This is a genomic window from Neobacillus sp. DY30 (genome assembly GCF_030123065.1).
Lineage (GTDB): Bacteria > Bacillota > Bacilli > Bacillales > Cytobacillaceae > Neobacillus.
Window position 1 is genome coordinate 5,443,908 of record NZ_CP126093.1, and the last position, 22,541, is coordinate 5,466,448.

Consider the following 22,541-nt stretch of genomic DNA (forward strand, 5'->3'; position numbering starts at 1 on the left):
ATTTATATAAAGGTGGTTAATACAATGAAGGTACCCGTGGTTTTGATGCGTGGCGGAACAAGTAAAGGGGTTTTTCTCAATTTTGAACATTTGCCCTTGAATCGTTCGCATTGGGAAGACTTTTTACTCGATATAATGGGTAGTCCGGATCACAGACAGATTGATGGTCTTGGCGGGGCAAATTCGTTGACTAGTAAGGCAGCAATAATCAAAAAGTCGGATTCGCAAGAATTTGATGTGGAGTACACATTTGCTCAAATAAGCATTGATAATCAAATGGTTGATTTTAAAGGGAATTGCGGTAATATATCATCTGCGGTAGGGCCATACGCAATTGAGCAAGGATTAGTTCCAGTAAAGGAACCAGTCACAACGGTAAGAATTTTCAACACTAATACACAAAAATTAATAATAGCAGAAGTAGAAATTGAAAATGGCAAAGTAAAAACGGAAGGAAGCTGTTCCATTCCAGGCGTGCCTGGTACAGGCTCACCTATCTATCTTACTTTTAATCGTGCTGAAGGAGCTGTTACAGGAAAGCTCTTTCCAACTGGTAATCCAATTGACATGATTAAAACAAGGAATCGACTTTTTCCTGTTTCTATTGTTGATGCCGCAAACCCACTTGTGTTTGTTAGGGCTCAAGATATAGGTCTGACTGGAAGTGAATTACCTGCTGACTATACACAGGAAAAGTTAATTGAACTGGAAGAAATTCGTTCAATTGCGGCTGAAATGTGCGGTTTCGCTGATAGAAAATCCGCAACGCTTCTATCTCCTGCTGTACCGAAAATGGCCATTATTTCACCGCCAATGGATTACGTCGATATGACCGGAATAGAGAGAAAAGCGGAAGAAATGGATTTGATGATTAGAATGATGTCAATGCAAAAGCCCCATCAGGCTCTTGCAATCACAGGGGCCATTTGTGCAACTACAGGAGCCTTCTTACAGGAAACGATTCTTTCAGAAATGGTGAACATTAAACAGGAAGTTTTTCGATTAGCTCACCCAGCAGGAATTATGGAAACGAAAGTGGACTTCCTGGCAGGCCACATTCGAGCCATTAAAGTGGTCCGTACCGCGAGAACCATTTTAGAGGGCTATGTGTATATGAAAAGAAATTATGAGATTTCCTATCAATTTGCTTGATTAAACTTTTCTGATATTCACAGCACATCAAATCTATTTTAATTGGAGGCTTTTAAATGTGGATCATAACTCTTTATTTAAAAGGAAATATTAAAATGTTTGAATTTGACAAAAAAGAGGATGCTACCGAAGCTTTTAAAAATATTCAAGGCGCCAAAATTCTTACTGAAATTGTATACTTTAATGACCCATGTTTTGTATAAATGGATTTTTGGGGACAATCCTTGGTAAAAAAAATGACGTGTGAAATTCACACGTCATTTCGTATTCCATTTAAAGAGAAAAGCACAAGAAAACAGTTCCATTTTATTCATGTACTAATTTTATTCTTTGGCCAGGTTTAAGATAGGAAAGAAGCACGATGTCTTCCTCGACCACTCTTCCTACGACATTGACACGCTCATCTGCCGGCAAGTCACAAAGAGCGATTTGAACCTCACCGCGGTACCGTCCATAGCGGTCATTGTCCATGGTAATCGAACCAACCACTCGATCCGAAGTATTTTCAGGAATCACAGGATCCGCACTTCTTGTATCCATAAACCTTAGAACATCACGGGAAAAATCAGGGCGGAGCTTGAATTCCCCTTCCTGAAACCCTTCGACTCGAATCTCAACACAGCCATGATCAACATCGATTAATTTTCGAAGAAGCACGGCACTTACCTCTGGATCACCGATATAAACATCCTCAACCCCAAAATGGAACAATTCCAACGCCGCCACAAATGGGTCCATTTGACGATGCTCCTCAAGTGTTGGCAGCCCTTCAAACAACGGACCGCGTTTTTCTCCATCACCGGGAATATAAGCACTCACCGGAATTCCATACTTCCCAAAAAGTTCATTTTGTCTCTCAAAAAACAAATCAGATAATCCGGTCTCAACTCTTGGATAGAAATTATGCCAAGCCAATAGCTGATCCGCTTTTAATCCTGCATCCAAAAGTGCACGCACATCATCCTCAAATAAAATGCTGGCATTCAGTGCTAGCTTATATTCAGCCGCCAGCTTTAAGATCAACTCCCGCTCAAAAAAGTCATCAAGTCTAAGACCGCTGACCCCAAGTGATTTCAACCCAAACAAGCTATCTAATCCCAAGTGACCAGGCGTTTTTAACGACACATCTGCATAAACCTCTATGCCTGCTTCCTTCGCACACTGAAGCAGTGCCATCGCGCGACCCGCTAAATCTCCAGATTCTTCTGGAATGTGAAGCGAGGTAAACGCCCGCTTCACACCCATTTTTCCAGCCATTGTAATCCGTTCTTCTGCTAAAGGATCATTTAAATAGAAGGAAATTCCGATCAATCAAATTCACCAGCCATCTCATCTTTGAAACCGAATAGATATGTGAACAGGAATCCTGCTGCATAGGCAATTAATACCCCTACTAAATAAAGGAGAACTTGGCCAGTAACCACTAGGAACGCAAGTGGTAAACCAGATACTCCGATTGCAACTGTTGCAATACCAAACGCTGCTTGGAACGCACCGCCGACACCGGCACCTAAACATGCTGTTAAGAACGGACGGCCTAAAGGAAGAGTTACACCGAAAATTAACGGCTCACCGATACCAAGAATACCAGCTGGCAGACCGCCGCCAATGGCTCTTTTTAAGCGAGTTTTCTTTGTTTTTAGGTAGATGGCAAACGCAGCACCCACTTGACCTGCTCCACCCATTGCCAGGATTGGAAGTAGCGGATCATCACCAATGGTGTTAATTAACTCTAAGTGAATTGGAGTTAAACCTTGGTGTAAACCAGTTACAACAAGCGGAAGGAATGTTGCACCTAGGACGAAGCCGGCAACCACACCGCCCATATCTAGTAATGATGTTAAACCTTTTGTGATAATATCTGAAACGAATCCACCAAGCGGCATAAAAACAAGATAAGTAACAATACCAGTAACCAATAAAGCCACAGTTGGTGTAATAAAAAGATCAAGACTTGTTGGAACAAACTTACGTACTCGCTGCTCAACTAACGCGATAAAGATGGCTGCAAACAGAACCCCAATTAAACCACCGCGACCAGGAAGCAAATCTTCGCCAAACAAATGAATACCTGCAACAGCCGGGTTAATAATTAAGATACCGGCAATCGCACCCAATGCTGGTGAACCGCCAAATTCTTTGGCTGCATTTGTACCAACTAATATTCCTAGATAACCAAATAATCCGCTGCCAATGACAGAAAGAATCGTTGCTAGCTGTGAATCAGCTGCTAACCAGCCTGCTTGAACTATTGCTTTGGTAATCCCGGTAATTAAACCTGATGCCACGAGGGCTGGAATTAATGGAATGAAAATTCCTGCGATTTTACGTAAAAACATCTTAAATGGTGTTGCGTTCTTCTTATTGATTTCTGCTTTTGTGCTGGCTGCTTTTTCTTTTAAGTTAATGCCGCCTGCTGCATCGATCAACTTGCCAAACTCTTCGGTTACTTTGTTTACTTTTCCAGGTCCAAGAATGATTTGAAGCGTTTCTTCCTCTACCACTCCCATAACTCCGTCTATTTTCTTAAGTGCCGCCTTATTGACAATCGACTCATCCTTCGGTGTAACGCGAAGTCTTGTCATACAATGTGTATAGTTGCCAATGTTAGTGGAGCCGCCTAATTGTTCAAGGATTTTTTCTGCTAATTGTCTATTTTCTCCAGCCATGAATTTCCCCTTCTCTCTGTTGTATTTTTAAACTTTGAATCACGTGAATCTATTTCCCCATTCAAAAAGGTATAAATAGTGTTCACATCACCCCCTGAAAGGTTAGTTGCTTTCTTTAATAAACCGAATCGCCTCTCTTGTTTGATCAATCGCTTGAATCGTTTGCTCATACTGAACGGTTGCCATGGATAAAAACAAAATATCCATCATGTATAACTGAGCTAGACGTGACGATGTCGCGGCACTTCGAAATGCTGCCTCTCCGGAATAAGAGGTATACAGTTTAATATCAGCTAAAGATGCGACCGAAGACTGTCCATATTTAGTCAGACTAATTGTCTTTACGCCGCGCTCTTTCGCCAGTGCCATCACTTTTACAACCTCTGCTGTTTCTCCAGAATGAGAGATAGCAAAAACGACATCATCCTTTCCCGCGTTGGCAATCAATGTTGCAACAAGGTGTGTATCTGTAAAAGCGGTTGCATTTTTTTGAATCCGCAGGAACTTCTGCTGCGCATCCTTTGCAATAATATTAGATGCGCCAATTCCAAAAAAATGGACATTCTGAGCATGGAGCAGAGTTTGAACCCCCCGCTCCAATTCCTCATAATTGATAATCTCCTCAGAATCGCGGATGCTCTGAATACTATTGCTGGTTGTCTTTTGGACGATGGAATAATACGATTCACCTGGTTCAATATCACGGTACCCTTGTTCTGCCTTGGGTTTCACTAAATCTCCCGCAATTCTAACCTTTAAATCTTGAAAACCATTTAAGCCAAGTGACTTGCATAAGCGAATGACTGCAGCTCCGCTGGTTTTCGCTTGGGTCCCGATATCATTTACCGTACTGTTTAAAATACTTCGTGGATTTTCAAGAATATATTGTGCAATTTTTCGCTCGGAAGCCGGAAGCTGATCCAGCATATTTTGAAGCATTGTTAATCCGCCTGCTGCCACACACATTACCACCTTTACCTCATCATTTTTTCTGGATTGCCATTTTTACATATCCATTTGCTGCTGCTAGTAATTCTTCTGCCTGCTGTTTTGTTGATTCCGTCATAATCATAACAATCGCTGTTTTTACTTGAAGATCTGATTTTTCTAAAGTCTCTAACGCTGCTTCATAGGAAACGCCAGTAATTTTACCGATAATCCCAATCGCGCGTTCCTTTAACTTTAAGTTGCTCACTTTCACATCAACCATTAAATTTTCATAGGCTTTTCCTAAAAGAATCATTGATGATGTAGAGATCATGTTCAAAATCATTTTATGAGCAGTTCCTGATTTCAAACGGGTTGAGCCCGTTAGAACCTCTGGACCGACAATAACCTCGATTGCTTGGTCAGCTTCTTTACTAATCGCGGCATTTTTATTACACGAAAGCGCGACGGTTTTTGCTCCAATGCTGCGTGCATAGCGAAGGGCACCAATCACATAAGGTGTTCGTCCGCTGGCAGCAATGCCAATCACAGTGTCATGTTCAGTCAGTTCCAATTGCTTTAAGTCATTCACACCGAGTTCAGGATCATCTTCCGCTCCTTCAACGGCTTTCAAAAAGGCGCCTTCTCCTCCAGCCATAAGACCTACCACCATTTCAGGTTCGGTGCTGAAAGTAGGCGGACATTCAACTGCGTCCAGTACACCTAATCTGCCGCTCGTACCGGCACCTAAATAAATCAGTCGGCCGCCGTTTTTAAAGGATTCAAATACAAACTGAACCGCTGCCTCTACTTCCGGTAAAACTTCTTTGACAGCCAGTGCTACCAATTGATCTTGTTCGTTCATGATTCGTAATATATCGATGGCCTCGGCCGTATCAATCTGCATCGTTTCTTGATTTCGGGACTCGGTCGTTAGTAATTCGAGATTTTCTTCGATCATTTCCTTATCCTCCTGTTTGATTTCTAGCTGTAAGCGATTTCTACAACCTCATTATAACGCCATTGAAATAATAATTCAATAACTATATTAAAATTTTAAAATATCATTTCAAAAATCTATTTTAAAAGCTCGGTTAAAGACAGATGAATTTTTTTCTCACGGAAATGGCTTATTAGGGACTAAACACAATGAGATCTAGTCTGATTTGTCTTTCATCGTCTTTTTTTCCGTTGTGCTGTGGTAGTCAACTATGAAATTTAACAAAGCTCTTATAATAAATAACGTCGAATCGCCTGTGCAACCCCCGCTTCCTGATTATTTCCCGTCACCTGATCGGCCAGTGCCTTAACTTCAGCTGGTGCATTGCCCATCGCAATTCCAAGTCCTGCTGCTTTAAGCATCAAAGAATCATTATAATTATCTCCAATCGCTGCGATTTGGGAGATAGGGATGTTGTATTTCTCACTAAGCTTTAAAAGTGATGAAGCTTTGCTTACTCCTGATGGTGAAATCTCTAAATTTAAAAAGTTGAGACTGCTGCTAACCTCCATCCCGCCAATCTGTTCACCAATAACCTTAGAAAAATCAGCAAGTCTCCCCTCTTCATCAAAAACCGCAATTTTTGTGATATCTGGTTGGTTACACTTCATGTATCGATAAAAATCATCCACGATTTTCACCTGACATTGACCGCGAAAAATTTCTAAGTCCGCTGCTCTGCTCCCTGTTTTTTCAAGGGAAGGAATATTATTTTCAATCCAGTTCTTGTTCCATTTCGTTTCTTTTGGAACGAGTAATGTATCTCCTTCGTAAAAATGAGCGTAGAATCCTTCACCCTCACATAATTCCCAGAAACTCAATAAGCGGTCGTGATCAAAAATTGCCTGTTCACTGTTCTCTCCATTTTCATCCAGAATGATCGCCCCATTATAAGCGATGATTGGTTCTCCTTTCAGACCAATGGTATTGGCAATCCACCGTGTTGAAAGGGGAGAACGCCCGCTGCAAATAACCACTCTTCCTCCATTTTTACGGTACTCATGAATCGCTTCAATGTTTTCCCTATCAATTTCTCTGTGTTCATTTAGTAATGTCCCGTCCAAATCGGTTGCTAATAATTTATATGCCAACTTACTCTCCCCTTTGCACTATTTTTTCAATATGTTTATAGTATTTATTAAAATATCATTTTAATCAATGGCAGGTGGTGCTGTACATGCTACATCCAGATCTAGCAGAGAAAATTGTCAGGGAAGTCCAGCGATTAATAACGGAAGAGATTATTGTGGTCAACACAGAGGGAATCATCATGGCCAGCACCAACACAGACCGCATCGGTACCTTCCATGAAGGGGCCTTAATTACTTCACAGCAGAAGAAAAAGCTGATTATCACCGAAAAAGATACCCCTCAACTAAAAGGGGTAAAATCCGGAATCAATCTCCCGATTTTTTTTCAGCATGAAGTCATTGGCGTTATTGGGATTACCGGTGACCCAAAAAGTGTCACCCCCTTTGGTGAAATCATCCGTAAGATGACGGAGCTATTAATCAGCGAAAATTATTATGGTGAACAGTTTGACTATCACTCCCGGGGGATGGAAACGTTCGTGCTTGAGTGGCTTCAGGCAAAAGAACCAAGTGCCGATTTGCTTGAAAGGGCTCGAGCTTTGACCATTAATCTTAAACTTAACCGTACTGCGGTCATTATCGAATTTGAACAAAGAAAACAACCATTATCAAGGGATATGTGGTCATCTATTTTGAATTCTTTCTCCATAAATAAAAACGATGTGGTCACAAGATCCGGAAACGAACGAATCATTTTGTTAATCGATTGCTCCGAGTCCCTGCAGCCAACGTCCATTAAACATCGACTAGAACAATTTCTTTTATTTATGAAAAATAACTTTGAGATATCAGCCTTTGCCGGCGTAGGTCAATGTGCAGCTTCGTCCAACCTGCACCAATCCTATGCGCAAGCCGAACGAGCATTGAAACTGGCAAGACGGAATCGAGGGATTATTTTTGATGAGGAATTAATCCTTGAAATGGTTACAGGGGAAATAACTCCAGAGATTAAAGCAGAATACATTCAAAGGAGTATTGCTCCGCTACTAACAGAAAACGACCTTCTCGAAACTTTAAAGGAGCTATTTAAACAAAATCATTCATTGAAAAACACGGCTCAGGCCTTACACATTCATATCAACACCCTCCATTATCGTTTAAAGAAAATCGAGGAGCTGACACATCTGAACCCAAACACGATTCATGATTTGTTCTGTTTGTATCTCGCGGTTTTATTTTTAGATGAAAAACCAAATTTTAAAAGAAAATAAGTTTAACTTTTGGATGTTTCTCCATAGCAGGCTTAGGCCTGTTTTTTTATACTTTAAATAGCATGAAAATAGTACGTAAATGGGGGAAATAGCATGCTCTCAAATGAGGTAAAAGACAAATTGATTTCGATTGTGACGGAAAAAAACTTCGATGATTCGAAAATCGAACGTTTAGTATATTCTTACGATGCCACTCCGAACTTCCAATCAATGCCTGATGCGGTGATTAGCCCACGCAATACGGAGGAAGTTTCGCAAATTTTGAAGATATGTAACCAATACGGAGTTCCGATTGTTCCGCGCGGTTCTGGAACGAACCTTTGTGCAGGAACTTGCCCAACGGAAGGCGGAATTGTCCTGCTTTTTAAACATATGAATAACATTCTTGAGATTGATGAAGAGAATCTCACGATTACTGTTCAGCCTGGTGTCATTACGCTTGATATGATTCAAGCAATTGAAGAAAAAGGGCTTTTCTATCCACCCGATCCAAGTTCGATGAAAATCTCTACCATCGGCGGCAATATCAATGAGAATTCAGGCGGCTTGCGTGGTCTTAAATATGGCGTAACCAGAGATTATGTCATCGGTCTTGAAGCCGTGCTGCCAAATGGCGATATCATTCGTACAGGCGGAAAGCTGGCAAAGGATGTAGCCGGGTATGATTTAACACGTTTGTTTGTCGGATCTGAAGGTACGCTAGGTGTCATTACCGAGGCGACCTTGAAGCTGATTCCAATGCCGGAAACACGTAAAACCATGCTCGCTCTTTATCAGGACCTATCCGCTGCTGCCCGCTCTGTTTCAAAAGTAATTGCTAATAAAATTATTCCGACCACCCTTGAGTTTTTGGATCAGGCGACCTTAAAGGTTGTCGAAGATTATGCCCAAATCGGGCTGCCAACAAATGTTCAAGCGGTTCTATTAATTGAACAAGATGGCCCGCCTGAAGTCGTTGAACGCGATATAGCAAAAATTGCAGAAGTCTGTAAGCAGGAAAATGCCGTATCGATTCAAATTGCCGCTACCGAAGAGGAAGCCATGGCGCTTAGAACGGCAAGACGTGCGGCACTTTCGGCAGTCGCTCGTTTAGCACCGACGACCATTTTAGAAGACGCAACCGTTCCTCGCTCCGAAATTGCCAATATGGTGAAAGCCATTAATGAAATAACGGAAAAATATCAGTTGACGATTTGTACCTTTGGTCACGCTGGCGACGGGAATCTCCACCCTACCTGTGCAACAGACGCAAGAAATCATGAAGAAATGGAACGCGTCGAAAAGGCATTTGCGGAGATTTTTGAAAAAGCGATTGAATTAGGCGGCACGATTACGGGGGAACACGGAGTCGGTGCAATGAAAGCACCGTACTTAGAGTGGAAGCTGAAAAAAGAAGGAATCGCCGCCATGATGGGGATTAAGCAAGCGTTTGATCCGAATAACATTATGAATCCTGGAAAAGTTTTCGCGAAAGACAGTAAGAAACGCGTGGTGATTACAAGATGACAACCTTACTTGAACAAGAAAAAATTCAACAACAATTCAAAGAGCGGATGAATGAAGATGAACTCTTAAACTGCATGCGCTGCGGCTTTTGTCTCCCAACCTGCCCAACGTATATTGAATCAGGTTATAAAGAATCCCACTCTCCTCGGGGTCGGATTGCGATGATGAAGGCTGTTGTCGATGGAATGGTTGAACCCGATGAAGATTTTGAGCGTTCACTCGAGCTCTGTCTTGGCTGCCGTGCCTGTGAACCGGTCTGCCCATCTGGTGTGAATTATGGGCATTTATTAGAGGAAGCAAGAGACATTATCAATCAGAACAAAAAACACTCTTTACCAGTTAAGGCGGTTAGAAAAACGGTGTTTGAAGGGTTATTTCCTCACCAAAACCGCATGCGCACGATGGTTGGTCTTCTTGGTTTCTATCAGCGTTCCGGGATTCAAACCCTTGCGCGCAAAACAGGCTATTTAGGGCTGCTGCCTGACAATTTAGCCACGATGGAAAAAGTACTTCCGAAGGTTCCAACGATGAAAGAAATGAAAAACCGGCCAGAGCACCTGCCAGCGATTCATGAGAAAGTGCATAAGGTGGCGTTTTTCAGCGGCTGTTTAATGGATACCATGTTTATGAAAACCAATGATGCCACCATGAAATTATTGCAATTAGCGGGCTGCGAGATTGTAATTCCGAAACAGCAAACCTGCTGCGGGGCCTTGCACGGGCATAGCGGTGAAAAAGATGCTGCGAAAGAACTTGCCAAGAAAAATATTGCGGCATTTGAAGATTTGGGCGTAGATTTTATTATTACGAATGCTGGCGGCTGCGGGGCTTTCCTTGTTGATTATGATCACCTATTGAAGGATGACCCTGTTTGGAAAGACCGTGCTGTTGCTTTTACGGCTAGAATAAAGGATATTTCTGAAATACTAGTCGCCGTTTCTTTTCATAAAAAAGTAACACTAGAGCTTCCTGCTCAGGTTATTACTTATCAGGATTCCTGTCATTTACGGAATGTGATGAAAACTGCTTCCGCCCCACGAACACTGTTGGCGGCGATCAAAGGCGTCCAGTTTAAAGAAATGAAAGAAGCCGATCGCTGCTGTGGGTCTGCTGGAATCTATAATATTGTCGAGTCCGAAATGTCGATGGTTATGCTGGATTATAAAATGGTTCAGGCAAAAGCAACAGATGCGACGACCATCGTTACTGCTAACCCAGGGTGCTTGCTGCAAATGCAGCTTGGGATTGAGCGTGAGAGCTTGTCTGATAAAATGCGGGCTGTTCATATTGTGGATTTACTGGCAGAGGCAGTGAAATAGCATTGATTTTTTAAAAAGTTTTACGATATATCTGCGTTAAATTTATTATATCTGCGTTAATTGGAATGTATCTGCGTTAATCGAATTATATCTGCGATGCCTATATTCAGCCCCAAAACAAAAGACGATTCGAGGGGGACGAATCGTCTTTTTTGTTACTGCTCGCTATGCGGTTACTTTTGCTTTATCAACTGTTTTGCGGATAAATGGAACCACCCAGCGGTCTAAACCATATTTTCCTGCGTTGAATCCTGCTGCTAAGATGATGAAGCCTAAGAAAATATCTGTTGGATTATGAGATACAGTTCCTGCTAGGAAGAAACTGAAGTTCATTACTAAACCAAAAAACATTGCTGCGGTTGTTAAGCAACCAAGTAGAAGTCCTAAACCGATTAATGTTTCGCCCCACGGAACGATGAAGTTGAACACGTCAATATTTGGCAGTGCAAAGCTTTCTAGGAAGTGAACGTACCAGCTATAAACCACGCTGCCATCTGGACCTTTTACTGGATTGGCTGCTGCTCCTTTTAGGAATCCAGAAGCGTCGAATCCGCCAGTAATTTTGTGAAAACCTGCTGTGAACCAAGAGTAGCCGAGGTATAAACGAATAATAGTTAAAATAGCTGCTGAGTATTTATTTTCTCTTAAAAAGTGGTTAAACATAAGTCATTCCGCCTTTCAAAATTTGTTTGCTCTTTATACTTACACTATATTGGATTTTTACAGTTATTAACATAGGTATAGTAATAAGTTCACAGTTTGTTTGAAATGATATGGCGGAAAGATGAACATACTTAATCTGGTATGAGTGTACGTCTTCGATTCAGGGGGCTTCCGCTTTATTGGAGCTTGTCTTGTCTGAATTGGACTGGTATTCTGACAGCTTGGCTTTTTTGTATCTGTCCAAATGGGGCATGCATTCTGACAGATTCCATTTTACTAGGAATCACTTTGTCCAAATGACACCTGCATTCTGACAAATTCCCCTTTTTTGAAGTTCTGTCAGTCCAAATGGTATCATGGCCAGCACGAATCGAGATCGAATAGGTACCTTCCATGAAGGTGCATTAATCACGCCAAAACAGAAGAAAAAGCTGATTATCACTGAAAATGAAACATCGCAATTAGGGGTAAAGTCCGGAATCAATCTCCCGATTTTTTTTTGCAGCATGATGTCATTAGCGTCATTGGGATTACTGATTTTAATAGTTATATAGTCTAGGTAATCGGTTTTAGGACAATCGTTCTTATATAATACCGATATAAAAGGGAATTCTTTTTTAGAAATTTATTTTATTTTTGTAGTTTTCCGTATGATTATGTAGTTTCTACTATAAAGTAAACTTATGTTTTTTAAGGAAATGTGAAAGCGCTTAATATTTTAGTTTTTAGTTAAGAAGGATCTTGAGAAAAGTAGATGAAGAAAACAAGAGTTCATATACCTTTCTACTATCCTGTTGATTTAATTTACGGAGGTGGGGATTTCCCAAAGATGATAACTTCAGCAATACAGAATTCGATTGGATGATTAGGGAAAGTCTCCAAGCTAACTATTTTAGACTAAGAGGTGTAAAAAATGAAAATGACAGATCTTGTTAATACTAATCAAGTGCAAAAGCCATATAATAATGAAAGTGAAACAATAGATTTATTAACTTCAACTCAATTGATTATAAAAGAGGCGGTTGAAAATTTAGGATATAACGATGAAGTATATGAGCTGCTCAAGGAACCACTTAGAACAATCACAGTACGTATCCCAGTTCGAATGGATGACGGTTCCATTAAAATTTTTACCGGTTACCGTTCGCAACATAACGATGCAGTAGGTCCGACAAAAGGTGGAGTACGTTTTCATCCTGAAGTCAATGAATCGGAGGTAAAAGCATTATCTATCTGGATGAGTTTAAAGTGCGGGATTGCAAATCTTCCTTACGGCGGTGGAAAAGGTGGTATTATTTGTGACCCAAGAAACATGTCGTTTAGGGAACTAGAGAGATTAAGTCGTGGATATGTTCGTGCTATCAGCCAAATTGTCGGTCCTACAAAAGACATTCCGGCACCTGATGTATATACAAACGCTCAAATTATGGCTTGGATGATGGATGAGTACAGTCGTCTTCGTGAATTTGATTCCCCTGGTTTTATTACAGGTAAGCCGCTTGTTTTAGGGGGATCACAAGGTCGTGAAACCGCAACAGCTCGCGGTGTGACAATTTGTATTGAAGAAGCTGTAAAGAAAAAAAACATTGAATTACAAGGTGCACGAATCGTGATTCAAGGCTTTGGAAATGCTGGAAGCTTTTTGGCCAAATTCATGCATGATGCTGGAGCAAAGGTGATTGGTATATCAGATGCACATGGCGCTCTATATGATCCAGAAGGGCTTGATATTGATTATTTACTTGATCGGCGTGATAGTTACGGTACAGTTACAACTTTATTTACAAATGTCATTACCAATCAAGAATTACTTGAGAAAGAATGTGACATTCTTGTGCCAGCTGCCATTTCCAACCAAATTACTGCGCAAAATGCTGGGCGTATTAAGGCAGCGATTGTTGTGGAGGCAGCAAACGGACCAACAACCCTTGAAGCGACAAAAATTTTGGATGAAAGAGGAGTCCTCCTTGTACCAGACATACTGGCAAGTACAGGTGGTGTCACCGTTTCTTACTTTGAATGGGTTCAAAATAATCAAGGATATTATTGGTCAGAGGATGAGGTTGCTGAAAAACTAAGAAACGTGATGATCGCTTCCTTTGAAGAGATTTATCAAACATCACAGACCCGTCATGTTGATATGCGTTTAGCAGCATATATGGTTGGTATAAGAAAACCGGCTGAAGCTTCGCGTTACCGGGGCTGGATATAATCTTAAACGATTTACCAAGTATGGCAGCAAAAACTATTACTTTAATCTTGTATTTTTTAAAATCGTTTTTTGATAGAATGCAAAAGTTGAAAATTCTTATGACATATTTAATTCGTCCTAATAGATAAAAAAAGATGGTAAAGGATATTGCTCCTTACCATCTTTTCTGCTTTATTTAATGTATCTTTAAAAAGCTGACGAGTTTTTCGTATTAATTTTGCCATTTCTTTTGTCATTTAAGCAGTTATTTTTGAAAAACCCCTCAAAACGGACCCCTTTACTAATTGATATAGGCTTTTAACTTTTTCGTCAATATGTGCCCAAACGAATAGTATGAGACCTTAGTTTAACTTTAATTAGGAAATGGATTTATTCTAAAGCAGTTTGTTTTTCTTCTGCCAACGCTAATATGCGCTCTTTTACTTGTTTCGCATTAACAAGCTTTTGCGAAACACCTGTTTCCATTGCTGCGTTAGCAACTGCTTCTGCTACATAAGCCGCTACTCTTCGGTCAAATGGATCTGGAATTACATAATCAGCGCAAAGATCTTCATCTGCAATTAATCCGGCAATCGCATAAACGGCTGCGAGTTTCATTTCTTCGTTGATTTCTTTGGCGTAAACGTCTAAAGCACCACGAAAAATACCGGGGAATGCAAGTACGTTATTGATCTGATTTGGAAGATCTGAACGACCTGTTCCAACTACGAGTGCTCCCGCTTCAATTGCTAATTGCGGCATGATTTCAGGCACCGGATTTGCCATCGCAAAAATGATCGAACTATGATTCATTGAACGAACCATTTCTTGCGTGACGACACCTGGGGCTGATACTCCCACAAACACATCTGCTCCCACAAGAGCATCTGCCAGAGTACCTTGTTTTAGTTCTCTATTGGTAATACGAGAAATTTCCTCTTTAAATGGATTCATTCCAAACGGGCGTCCTTCATAAATAATTCCTTTTGTATCACATAAAATAACGTCTTTTACACCCATATGCAGCAGCAACTTGACAATCGCTACGCCTGCAGATCCGGCACCATTTACGACAACACAAATCTCTCCTATTTTTTTGTTTGCTAGTTTCAAAGCATTGAGTAACCCAGCCGCTGTTACAATAGCTGTACCGTGCTGATCGTCATGGAAAACTGGAATATTACATATCTTTCGTAGCCGATCTTCAATTTCAAAACATTGCGGTGCAGCGATGTCTTCTAAGTTCACTCCGCCAAAAGTCGGTTCCAATAATTTAACGACTTCCACAATCCTGTCCGAATCTGTTGTACCTAAGCAAATCGGGAATGCATCCACATCTGCAAACAATTTGAATAACAAAGCTTTCCCTTCCATGACCGGCATGGAAGCTTGCGGGCCGATATTCCCAAGACCCAGTACGGCTGTTCCATCTGAAACAACGGCAACAAGATTCCCCTTCATCGTGTATTCATACGCTTTGCTTTCATCTTCATAAATTTCCAAGCACGGATCCGCTACCCCTGGAGAATAAGCGAGACTTAAATCTTTCGCATTACGTACTGGAACTTTTGAATGAACACCAAGCTTTCCACGATTTTCCTTGTGCATCTTTAATGATTCTTTACGTAAAGTGGACATATATGGCGCTCCTTAATTTAATTGATATTTGGTTTAGTAAACAAATAGTTAAAAAATTCTCAAACCTCATGAGTAATATTTTTAACAGTAGCTAAGCAACAAAATAATCATTAAAGTAAACAATCTCGGAAAGAATCTTGCATCCTTCAATATACTTGAAAGCTTCCCTTGCATCTTTTTCCGTGTCAAATTCAAACATCGAAGTATTTTCCTTTGAATAGACAGTGATTACCCACATAAAAAATTCCTCCTATAAAAGATTACTGTTCCTCTTGTCAATCCAAGGGCTAATTTGTAGTTAAAAATGAGGCTAATTCTTTACTTTTTTGTTTTCTTTCTTTGCGCATTGTTGCTCGGTCTGGAGCAGTTTCGTGTAACTTTCTCTCTTCTTTTGTTTCCGGAATGACTTGTGGAACACGCATTGGGCGTCCATGTTCATCAAGTGCAACAAAGGTTAAGAGGGCAGTCGCTGCCATCTTACGCTCACCGCTTTTTAAGTCTTCTGCAATAATTTTTACAAATACCTCCATTGATGAAGTACCGGTCCATGTCACATAGGATTCGAAACAGACTGAATCTGTTGGTCGAATGGGATGTAAAAAGTCAACTGAATCTGTTGAAGCCGTTACACATTCCCTTCGACTATGACGCGCTGCGGAAATGGAGGCGACTTGGTCCAAATCACTCATTAACCGACCACCAAATAAGGTATTGTGATTATTTATATCGTTTGGGAATACGCGACTAGTCCGAATCACTCGTGATTCTTTACAATATTTTACTTCCATTCACACATCTCCCTAAAAGATATTAATCTGTTTATACATCATTATGGGTTATCCTTCTTCCGACCAAGAAACAAACCAAAATATGAAGCGTTTTCACATTTATTTTTCATAAAGAATGTAGATTTAATTTATAATACGAACTACATAAAAATACGGAAAAATACGTAAATAAAATTAATTTTTTACCAGATCTGCTTAGCCCTTGGTTGGACTAACGCTGGTATTGGGCCAAATCGGATTATAAAGTGCAAAGGAATATGATATTGAAATAACAGAAAAAAGCTGCCGAGGCAGCTTTTTTCATGTTAGATTAAGAAGCCTTTTCAACTTCTTCAATATCAAATGTATGAGGTACTATAAAAGGGACTTAGTCTACAAGGTATGGGTGCAAAATATTTCATTGTTTTTCGATAAAAGACATCTTTTAATACCGAAAGTGACATAAAATCATTAATTAGGAAACGACTATTGTAAGTTTGTCGAAAAGTTCTAGTTTAAAAGTTTTATTTCAATATAACTTTACGGTATCGTGAAGTATTTTCAGAACTTTCCCCCGAAACCATCCAATTTTCAGATAGGCGTCCTTCTGATTCAATTTTTACACCTTAAAGTAATTGTTATTAGTGAGGATCTTGTACGTAAGTATAGATTGGAACAATTAGTTGATGAACATCTGCGTGATAAATCTACCAGAAAAAATCTAAAGATATTCAGACCAGAATCTGTTTAAACGCCTTATTATTATATGGCCTTTTCCTTTTCTAAGGTTGAATCAACTTGAGAGAGTTCCCAACATTCAATGTTCTCATGATTCTTAATAGTATCTTTATAAAATACCGGATCTTTACCCTCCTTTTTCTGTTTCATGTAATCCGTTAATGCAGCAAAAGCCACTTTTGATAATATGAGAATGGCAATTAAATTTACAATAACCATGAAGCCCATAAATAGATCAGCCAAATCCCATACAAGTTGAATCTTTGCAATTGAACCGAATATGATCATGGCGAATACGCTTATTCGGTATAGCATCAGCCATGATTTACTTTTGTGTAAAAAGCGAATATTTGTTTCCCCATAATAATAGTTACCAATTAACGCACCGAATCCAAATAGGAAAATAAAGATGGCTAGACAGCCTGATGCCCAGGAACCAACATGTTCACTTAATGCTGCTTGTGTAAGGGCAATACCATTTAACTCTGGTTGTTTGTAAGCATCGGAAAGTAAAATAATAAATGCTGTGCTTGTACAGACGATCAGTGTATCCGTTAATACGCCAAAAGCTTGAATAAGTCCTTGTTTCACCGGGTGACTTGTTGTTGCAGTTGCGGCAACGTTTGGTGCACTCCCCATACCGGCTTCATTCGAGAATAAGCCACGTTTAACTCCATGCATGATCGCAGCGCCGAGTGAACCGCTTACAGCTTGCTCAAAGCCAAACGCGTTTTTAACAATAAGAGAAAGAACTTCCGGCATTTTTGTTATGTTCGTAGCTATGACAAATAAGGCAATACCGAGGTATAACACAGCTAAAAGCATAACCTTGTATTCAGCTATTTTTGCAATACTCTTCACACCGCCAAAAATAATCGCAGCGAAAACAAGTGCCATGATAATCCCTAGAGTTAAACGATCTGTACCAAATGCGTTCTCAAAAGCAATTGTAACGGTATTTGATTGTACAGAATTAAATACCAGACCGAAAGAAAGCGTAATTAAAATGGAGAATAGTACTCCCATCCAACGTTTGTTTAATCCTTTTTCCATATAATAGGATGGGCCGCCACGGAAACCGTCTTTATCTTTTACTTTATATACTTGCGCTAACGTACTTTCAATAAAGCTGGATGCTGAGCTAATAATAGAAATAATCCACATCCAAAATACCGCTCCAGGACCGCCTAATGCAATCGCAATCGCAATTCCTGTAATATTACCTGTTCCAACGCGTGCCGCCATCCCAATACAGAACGCTTGAAATGGGGAAATGCTTTCTTTAGAACCAGTTCTCCCCTCCATTAATACACGGACCATTTCCTTTAACATTCGAAACTGTACAAAATTCGATTTAAATGTGAAATAAAAACCGAATAAAACTAGCATAATAATTAATAACTTTGACCATAGAAAATCATTTGTTAAGCTAATAATATCATGAAATAATTGTTGCATGTTCATTCATCACTCCTGTAAAAGTTTAGTAGTTTGATATCAAAATATACATATTTAGCGACTTATTGTCTTCCTTTATTATTTTCGCCAGACATTATGCTTTTTAAGTGAGCGGTTTGTCCTTTAGTAGCATAGGGTTTATAATGTGTTACCCATTCGTCTAAGCAAGATTTCCTTATACTATTAACCTTAATGTTTCGCTCTTTTAACATCCCTGCGACCATATTATTCCACCTTTCTAATTTTTTAATTTAAACTTTCAACCTTTCATCCCCCTCTACTGAAAAAAATAATAATAGACTAGTATAAAAATTAAAAAAATTAACTATCCTTAAGCGCTTTCAAATTTTTCTATAAGAACTTAGCTTTAATTTATAACTGGAACTATATAATGTTACAGAAAACTACAAAAAATCTACAAAATTTTGTTCATTTTCGTATTTTAATGGACTTTATTCAGCAGGAAAATTTGATTACTCATCCTCCTTTCAAGCCCAATACCCAAGTTTTTTCTTTTATTTCACTTATTCTTGCCTCTTTTAAATAGTGAAAACCAACCGCTTTCAAAATAGGCCTTTGGTAATCGGATTTATTGGCCTTTTAATCGAAATACTGTCCGACTGTGTAGAACTAATTATTCAATATTTCGTATTAGAAACAACGATTACGTTCGTGGAACTAAATGATATGATCATGGTCGTATTTGCCCACAGTTTTATTGTTATAAGCTTATTTAGGAACACCTTCAACAGGAATTGGACTCTCATATGTAAGTGAAGTAGTGCAAGTCCTTGAAGGAGTGATTCAATTTCAAAATAATCATAACAACGGCATTGTTTTTTTAATTAAGTTACCGATTATTAATTTGACTCAGAAAGGGTAAGGGTGGGTTCCATGCGTTTTTTTAACTGATGATGATTGCGCTATTCGTTCAATCTTAAGGCAAATTATAGAAGACGAAGACCTAGGAGAAGTGGTTGAGGAAGCGGAAGATGGCGACCTATAAGAAGGACACATTTTGAATTTAAAACAAATTGATATTTATTTATTGATTTATTAATGCCAATCCGCGATGGAATTGAAACAATTCGCCATTTAAAAGGTACGTTTTCTGGAAAAGTTATCATGATTTCACAAGTTGAATCAAAAGAACTGATTGCCGAAGCTTACTCTCCGCCAAAAGTTTACAAATCAAATATTTGGAATTGCAAAAAAATAAAACTATACATGCAACTCAAACTCGAGTAAATACAAAAAAATTCATTCAAGTATTTTTTTATGAAATGAAACGCTTGAATTCAGAGGAAATATTTAAGTATAGGTAGTTATTATTGGATAAACCATCATCTATATTTTAGCTTTACAGAGTTTTGAAGTTTCACTTGATTGATTTTAATATTGAGTTGGTTTTCTAAGATGTATAGTGAAGTTTAGTGAAATTGAAGATCCGTAAAAAACCAAAATAACCGAACATTGTTTGGTTATTTTGGTTTTTCCATTAAGAATTTCAAAATAAAACAGATTCTATATTCAACCTTAGGTAAAAGTAATTGGCAGTTCTTTTAGCGATCGAAAACCTGTAAGTTTTCTCCATTGTAGGTAAGGAGTAGCAATTTGAAGGTTGGGCAATCGCTGTACGAGTGTATGAATAGCAATTTGTGCTTCTAATCGGGCTAATGAGGAACCTAAACAGAAATGAACACCATATCCAAAGGCAATATGAGGATTAGGATTCCTAGTTATATCAAGCACATTAGCATGAAAGAATTTTTTCGGATCTCGATTGGCAGCTCCTAAAAGGATATATACTTGTTCACCTTTTTTTATGGTCGTCCCATTAAATTCAATATCTTCTGATGCAAGGCGAGCTGTCATCTGGGTTGGGCTCTCATAGCGTAAAAACTCCTCAACTGCCCTTTCAATTAGCGATGGTCTTTGCTTTAGCTCCACTAATTGCTCAGGGTGATTTAATAAGGAAAGGACCGAATTGCTAATGAGATTTACGGTTGTTTCATGTCCAGCAATAACAAGTAAAATACAAGTTGACAGTAATTCTTCTTCTGTTAACTTGTCACCCTGCTGTTCCTCTTTAATTAACATGCTAATCAGGTCATATTGAGGGTTATGTTTCCGCTTTGTAATCAGCTCTCTAAAATAATCTAGTAACCTTCTAATCGTATCGTTACCATTTGCTAATCCCATTCTCGTTCGAGTAAAATCTATTGTTTGAATTAAGGTTACAGCCCATTCTCTAAATTGATTCCTTTCCTCCGCTGGAACTCCTAAAATTTTAGCTATAATGAGGCTGGCTAAAGGAAACGCATAATCTGAAACAACATCCATTCCTTTCTTATTCTCCACCTTATTCAGTAGCTCATTAACAGTTTGTTCTATATAAGGACGATAAGCTTCAATAACACTTGGAGTAAATACATTACTTACGAGCATTCGTAACCGCTTATGATCAGGCTGATTCTTAAAAAGCATCATGTCATTCTGTATATTTTTAAGATGCTCATACTTTTTTGATGTCTGTGGTAAAGGAATACGATTTTGAAATCGGGCATCTTTAAGGATCGCTACTGCCTCTTCATATCCGGTTACATACCATCCTGGATATTTTACTGAATTCCCCCAGTAGATAGGATTAACGGACCGCAGCTTATCATAATAAGGATAAGGATTTCTTAAAAATTCATGAGAAGTAAGCGAAAATGGTCTGGTTATCATTTCTTCTAAATGTTCATTTAAAACATTCTTCATTTCATGCCCCCTACAAATTCAATCCTATTCGTTTTCAATAGATGCGACCATAATAATAAATACATCTATAGAAAACTCTTGGAAACTCTTTTTATTAATTTTCCCCTGCTAGACTAGCTTTCATTTCTTCTACCGACTCAACCTCAAATCCTAAATCAACTAACATTTTGTGATCTTCACTTTCCGCTTGCCCTGCTGTTGTTAAGTAATCTCCGACAAAGATGGAATTTGCTGCATATAGTCCTAATGGTTGTAGTGAACGTAGGTTGACTTCTCGGCCGCCTGAAATTCGAATTTCCTTTGTTGGATTGATAAAACGAAATAATGCCAAGACTTTTAAACAGTAAATTGGATTTAATTCTTTTACTCCTTCTAGTGGAGTACCATCAATGGCGTGTAAAAAATTTATAGGGATGGAATCTGCATCAAGGGCTTTTAAGCTGTTAGCCATATCGACCACATCCTGCTTTGTTTCCTTCATCCCTATAATGACACCAGAACATGGAGACATTCCTGATTCTTTTACCATTTCTACCGTATTGACTCGATCATCATACGTATGTGAAGTGGTAATATTTGCATGGTTGCCTGATGAGGTATTGATATTATGATTGTACCGATCTACCCCGGCTTCCTTTAGTCGCTGAGCTTGTTCCGGCTTTAACAGACCAAGACAGGCACAAACTTTTAATCCATATGAGTCCTTGATTTCCTTTACCGCTTCAACCACTTGATCAACTTCTCGATTAGATGGCCCTCTACCACTTGCAACAATACAATAGGTTCCTATATTTAAATCATGTGCACGCTTTGCTCCTTCTAAAATGGTGTCCTTGTTTACCATTCTGTAAGAGTTAATCGGTGCTGTCGAAATAGAAGATTGAGAGCAATAGCCACAGTTCTCCGGACAAAGTCCAGACTTTGCATTCATGATCATATTAAGCTTTACTTTTTTTCCATAAACACGCTTTCTTATTTGAAAAGCAGCATGCATGAGCAACAATACGTCATCATCTGGACATTCTAAGATTGACAGGGCTTCCTCATTTGATACTTCTATCCCACCTAACACTTGACCAGCAAGTTCCATCCATTGATTCATCTTCCTACCTCCATCTGATTTATTAATAATGTCATATCGATGTGACCCTTTACGATATTTTTAATGTTTTCATGTGTTATTTCTTTAAGTTTAGGGGTTATTCCTAATATAGGGACTCCACATAACTCTTCGATTAGTTTCGGGTTTGTTATTTCGGCAAGGTCAGGATGATGACTTATGCCGTTGATTACAATTCCGGCAATCCTAAGTCCTATACTTTTTGCATATTGGACGGTTAAAAAAGTATGATTGATGGTACCTAGATTAGGTCGAGCTACAATAACAATTGGCAGCTCTAAAGCTTTCATCGTTCGTACCTTTCGATTCAAGCCAGCCTCTTTCGTCT

18 protein-coding genes and 4 pseudogenes are annotated in these 22,541 nt (G+C 39.2%); 9 read left to right on the top strand and 13 right to left on the bottom strand.

Annotated features, from left to right (window positions below; all coding sequences use genetic code 11):
• Positions 1-24: 24 nt before the first annotated feature.
• Together QNH29_RS26885 and QNH29_RS26890 are read left to right on the top strand one after the other, a co-directional pair.
• Positions 25-1,152 (top strand): 2-methylaconitate cis-trans isomerase PrpF family protein, encoded by a 1,128-nt coding sequence (locus QNH29_RS26885; protein ID WP_283862321.1) that lies wholly within the window; start codon positions 25-27, stop codon positions 1,150-1,152.
• A gap of 56 nt (positions 1,153-1,208) precedes the next feature.
• Positions 1,209-1,355 carry a hypothetical protein gene (locus tag QNH29_RS26890; protein ID WP_283862322.1) on the top strand — a complete coding sequence of 49 codons (147 nt, stop codon included), beginning with the start codon at positions 1,209-1,211 and terminating at the stop codon, positions 1,353-1,355.
• A 103-nt stretch (positions 1,356-1,458) separates the two neighbouring features.
• On the opposite strand, the gene QNH29_RS26895 is transcribed toward QNH29_RS26890, so the two are convergent.
• The 5 genes from QNH29_RS26895 to QNH29_RS26915 all read right to left on the bottom strand — a co-directional run bounded on the left by QNH29_RS26895 (position 1,459) and on the right by QNH29_RS26915 (position 6,839).
• Positions 1,459-2,463, bottom strand: coding sequence for a MupG family TIM beta-alpha barrel fold protein (locus QNH29_RS26895; protein WP_283862323.1), 1,005 nt, complete (start codon positions 2,461-2,463; stop codon positions 1,459-1,461).
• On the bottom strand, positions 2,460-3,821 hold the full coding sequence (locus QNH29_RS26900; protein ID WP_283862324.1) for a PTS transporter subunit EIIC: 1,362 nt from the start codon (positions 3,819-3,821) through the stop codon (positions 2,460-2,462). The genes QNH29_RS26895 and QNH29_RS26900 overlap by 4 nt, the downstream gene beginning before the upstream one ends.
• Before the next feature lie 102 nt (positions 3,822-3,923).
• On the bottom strand, positions 3,924-4,781 hold the full coding sequence (locus tag QNH29_RS26905) for a MurR/RpiR family transcriptional regulator (RefSeq protein WP_283862325.1): 858 nt from the start codon (positions 4,779-4,781) through the stop codon (positions 3,924-3,926).
• 22 nt (positions 4,782-4,803) lie between these two features.
• On the bottom strand, positions 4,804-5,709 hold the full coding sequence (gene murQ / locus QNH29_RS26910) for an N-acetylmuramic acid 6-phosphate etherase (RefSeq protein ID WP_283862326.1): 906 nt from the start codon (positions 5,707-5,709) through the stop codon (positions 4,804-4,806).
• A 269-nt stretch (positions 5,710-5,978) separates the two neighbouring features.
• The gene (locus QNH29_RS26915; RefSeq protein ID WP_283862327.1) at positions 5,979-6,839 is read right to left on the bottom strand and encodes a Cof-type HAD-IIB family hydrolase; all 861 of its coding nucleotides are present in this window, start codon (positions 6,837-6,839) and stop codon (positions 5,979-5,981) included.
• An 86-nt stretch (positions 6,840-6,925) separates the two neighbouring features.
• Between QNH29_RS26915 and QNH29_RS26920 the strand changes: the two genes are divergently transcribed.
• From QNH29_RS26920 to QNH29_RS26930, 3 genes are all read left to right on the top strand, one after another.
• On the top strand, positions 6,926-8,050 hold the full coding sequence (locus tag QNH29_RS26920; RefSeq protein ID WP_283862328.1) for a CdaR family transcriptional regulator: 1,125 nt from the start codon (positions 6,926-6,928) through the stop codon (positions 8,048-8,050).
• Between the two features lie 93 nt (positions 8,051-8,143).
• Positions 8,144-9,556 carry a glycolate oxidase subunit GlcD gene (gene glcD / locus QNH29_RS26925; RefSeq protein WP_283862329.1) on the top strand — a complete coding sequence of 471 codons (1,413 nt, stop codon included), beginning with the start codon at positions 8,144-8,146 and terminating at the stop codon, positions 9,554-9,556.
• Complete coding sequence (locus tag QNH29_RS26930; protein WP_283862330.1) at positions 9,553-10,875, top strand: (Fe-S)-binding protein; 1,323 nt, start codon at positions 9,553-9,555, stop codon at positions 10,873-10,875. The genes glcD and QNH29_RS26930 overlap by 4 nt, the downstream gene beginning before the upstream one ends.
• A gap of 165 nt (positions 10,876-11,040) precedes the next feature.
• On the opposite strand, the gene QNH29_RS26935 is transcribed toward QNH29_RS26930, so the two are convergent.
• The gene (locus QNH29_RS26935; protein WP_283862331.1) at positions 11,041-11,538 is read right to left on the bottom strand and encodes a DoxX family membrane protein; all 498 of its coding nucleotides are present in this window, start codon (positions 11,536-11,538) and stop codon (positions 11,041-11,043) included.
• Between the two features lie 353 nt (positions 11,539-11,891).
• Between QNH29_RS26935 and QNH29_RS26940 the strand changes: the two are divergent.
• Positions 11,892-12,073 (top strand): annotated as a pseudogene (locus tag QNH29_RS26940) (sugar diacid recognition domain-containing protein); the annotation flags it as partial.
• Between the two features lie 378 nt (positions 12,074-12,451).
• A complete protein-coding gene (locus QNH29_RS26945) occupies positions 12,452-13,750 on the top strand; it encodes a Glu/Leu/Phe/Val family dehydrogenase (protein WP_481858761.1) in 1,299 nt (432 codons plus the stop codon).
• A gap of 369 nt (positions 13,751-14,119) precedes the next feature.
• Here QNH29_RS26945 and QNH29_RS26950 read toward each other — a convergent pair whose 3' ends face one another.
• The 4 genes from QNH29_RS26950 to QNH29_RS26965 form a co-directional block, all read right to left on the bottom strand.
• Complete coding sequence (locus QNH29_RS26950) at positions 14,120-15,367, bottom strand: NAD(P)-dependent malic enzyme (protein ID WP_283862332.1); 1,248 nt, start codon at positions 15,365-15,367, stop codon at positions 14,120-14,122.
• 91 nt (positions 15,368-15,458) lie between these two features.
• A complete protein-coding gene (locus QNH29_RS26955; RefSeq protein ID WP_283862333.1) occupies positions 15,459-15,605 on the bottom strand; it encodes a hypothetical protein in 147 nt (48 codons plus the stop codon).
• 49 nt (positions 15,606-15,654) lie between these two features.
• Positions 15,655-16,155 (bottom strand): acyl-CoA thioesterase, encoded by a 501-nt coding sequence (locus QNH29_RS26960; RefSeq protein WP_283862334.1) that lies wholly within the window; start codon positions 16,153-16,155, stop codon positions 15,655-15,657.
• Between the two features lie 741 nt (positions 16,156-16,896).
• Entirely contained in the window at positions 16,897-18,330 is a 1,434-nt protein-coding gene (locus QNH29_RS26965; protein WP_283865757.1) for an alanine/glycine:cation symporter family protein, read from the bottom strand.
• Between the two features lie 486 nt (positions 18,331-18,816).
• On the opposite strand from QNH29_RS26965, the pseudogene QNH29_RS30515 reads away from it, so the two are divergent.
• Both QNH29_RS30515 and QNH29_RS26970 read left to right on the top strand, forming a co-directional pair.
• Positions 18,817-18,967: pseudogene (locus tag QNH29_RS30515) on the top strand (ATP-binding protein); the annotation flags it as partial.
• A 297-nt stretch (positions 18,968-19,264) separates the two neighbouring features.
• Positions 19,265-19,503 (top strand): annotated as a pseudogene (locus QNH29_RS26970) (response regulator); the annotation flags it as partial.
• Between the two features lie 363 nt (positions 19,504-19,866).
• Here the strand turns inward: QNH29_RS26970 and QNH29_RS26975 are convergent.
• From QNH29_RS26975 to bioD, 3 genes and pseudogenes are all read right to left on the bottom strand, one after another.
• Positions 19,867-21,093: a cytochrome P450 gene (locus tag QNH29_RS26975; RefSeq protein ID WP_481858762.1), complete on the bottom strand. Its 1,227-nt coding sequence runs from the start codon at positions 21,091-21,093 to the stop codon at positions 19,867-19,869.
• Between the two features lie 94 nt (positions 21,094-21,187).
• Positions 21,188-22,195, bottom strand: coding sequence for a biotin synthase BioB (bioB, locus tag QNH29_RS26980; protein ID WP_283862335.1), 1,008 nt, complete (start codon positions 22,193-22,195; stop codon positions 21,188-21,190).
• Positions 22,192-22,503: pseudogene (bioD, locus tag QNH29_RS26985) on the bottom strand (ATP-dependent dethiobiotin synthetase BioD); the annotation flags it as partial. The pseudogene bioD and the gene bioB, both read right to left, overlap by 4 nt.
• Positions 22,504-22,541: the final 38 nt, after the last annotated feature.

Bases quoted from the DNA above. Each gene is read 5' to 3' on its own strand.
- QNH29_RS26885 (WP_283862321.1), top strand. From the start codon at position 25: ATGAAGGTACCCGTGGTTTTGATGCGTGGCGGAACAAGTAAAGGGGTT.
- QNH29_RS26890 (WP_283862322.1), top strand. From the start codon at position 1,209: ATGTGGATCATAACTCTTTATTTAAAAGGAAATATTAAAATGTTTGAA.
- QNH29_RS26900 (WP_283862324.1), bottom strand. From the start codon at position 3,821: ATGGCTGGAGAAAATAGACAATTAGCAGAAAAAATCCTTGAACAATTA.
- murQ (WP_283862326.1), bottom strand. From the start codon at position 5,709: ATGATCGAAGAAAATCTCGAATTACTAACGACCGAGTCCCGAAATCAA.
- QNH29_RS26920 (WP_283862328.1), top strand. From the start codon at position 6,926: ATGCTACATCCAGATCTAGCAGAGAAAATTGTCAGGGAAGTCCAGCGA.
- glcD (WP_283862329.1), top strand. From the start codon at position 8,144: ATGCTCTCAAATGAGGTAAAAGACAAATTGATTTCGATTGTGACGGAA.
- QNH29_RS26930 (WP_283862330.1), top strand. From the start codon at position 9,553: ATGACAACCTTACTTGAACAAGAAAAAATTCAACAACAATTCAAAGAG.
- QNH29_RS26935 (WP_283862331.1), bottom strand. From the start codon at position 11,538: ATGTTTAACCACTTTTTAAGAGAAAATAAATACTCAGCAGCTATTTTA.
- QNH29_RS26945 (WP_481858761.1), top strand. From the start codon at position 12,452: ATGAAAATGACAGATCTTGTTAATACTAATCAAGTGCAAAAGCCATAT.
- QNH29_RS26950 (WP_283862332.1), bottom strand. From the start codon at position 15,367: ATGTCCACTTTACGTAAAGAATCATTAAAGATGCACAAGGAAAATCGT.
- QNH29_RS26955 (WP_283862333.1), bottom strand. From the start codon at position 15,605: ATGTGGGTAATCACTGTCTATTCAAAGGAAAATACTTCGATGTTTGAA.
- QNH29_RS26960 (WP_283862334.1), bottom strand. From the start codon at position 16,155: ATGGAAGTAAAATATTGTAAAGAATCACGAGTGATTCGGACTAGTCGC.
- QNH29_RS26965 (WP_283865757.1), bottom strand. From the start codon at position 18,330: ATGCAACAATTATTTCATGATATTATTAGCTTAACAAATGATTTTCTA.
- QNH29_RS26975 (WP_481858762.1), bottom strand. From the start codon at position 21,093: ATGAAGAATGTTTTAAATGAACATTTAGAAGAAATGATAACCAGACCA.
- bioB (WP_283862335.1), bottom strand. From the start codon at position 22,195: ATGAATCAATGGATGGAACTTGCTGGTCAAGTGTTAGGTGGGATAGAA.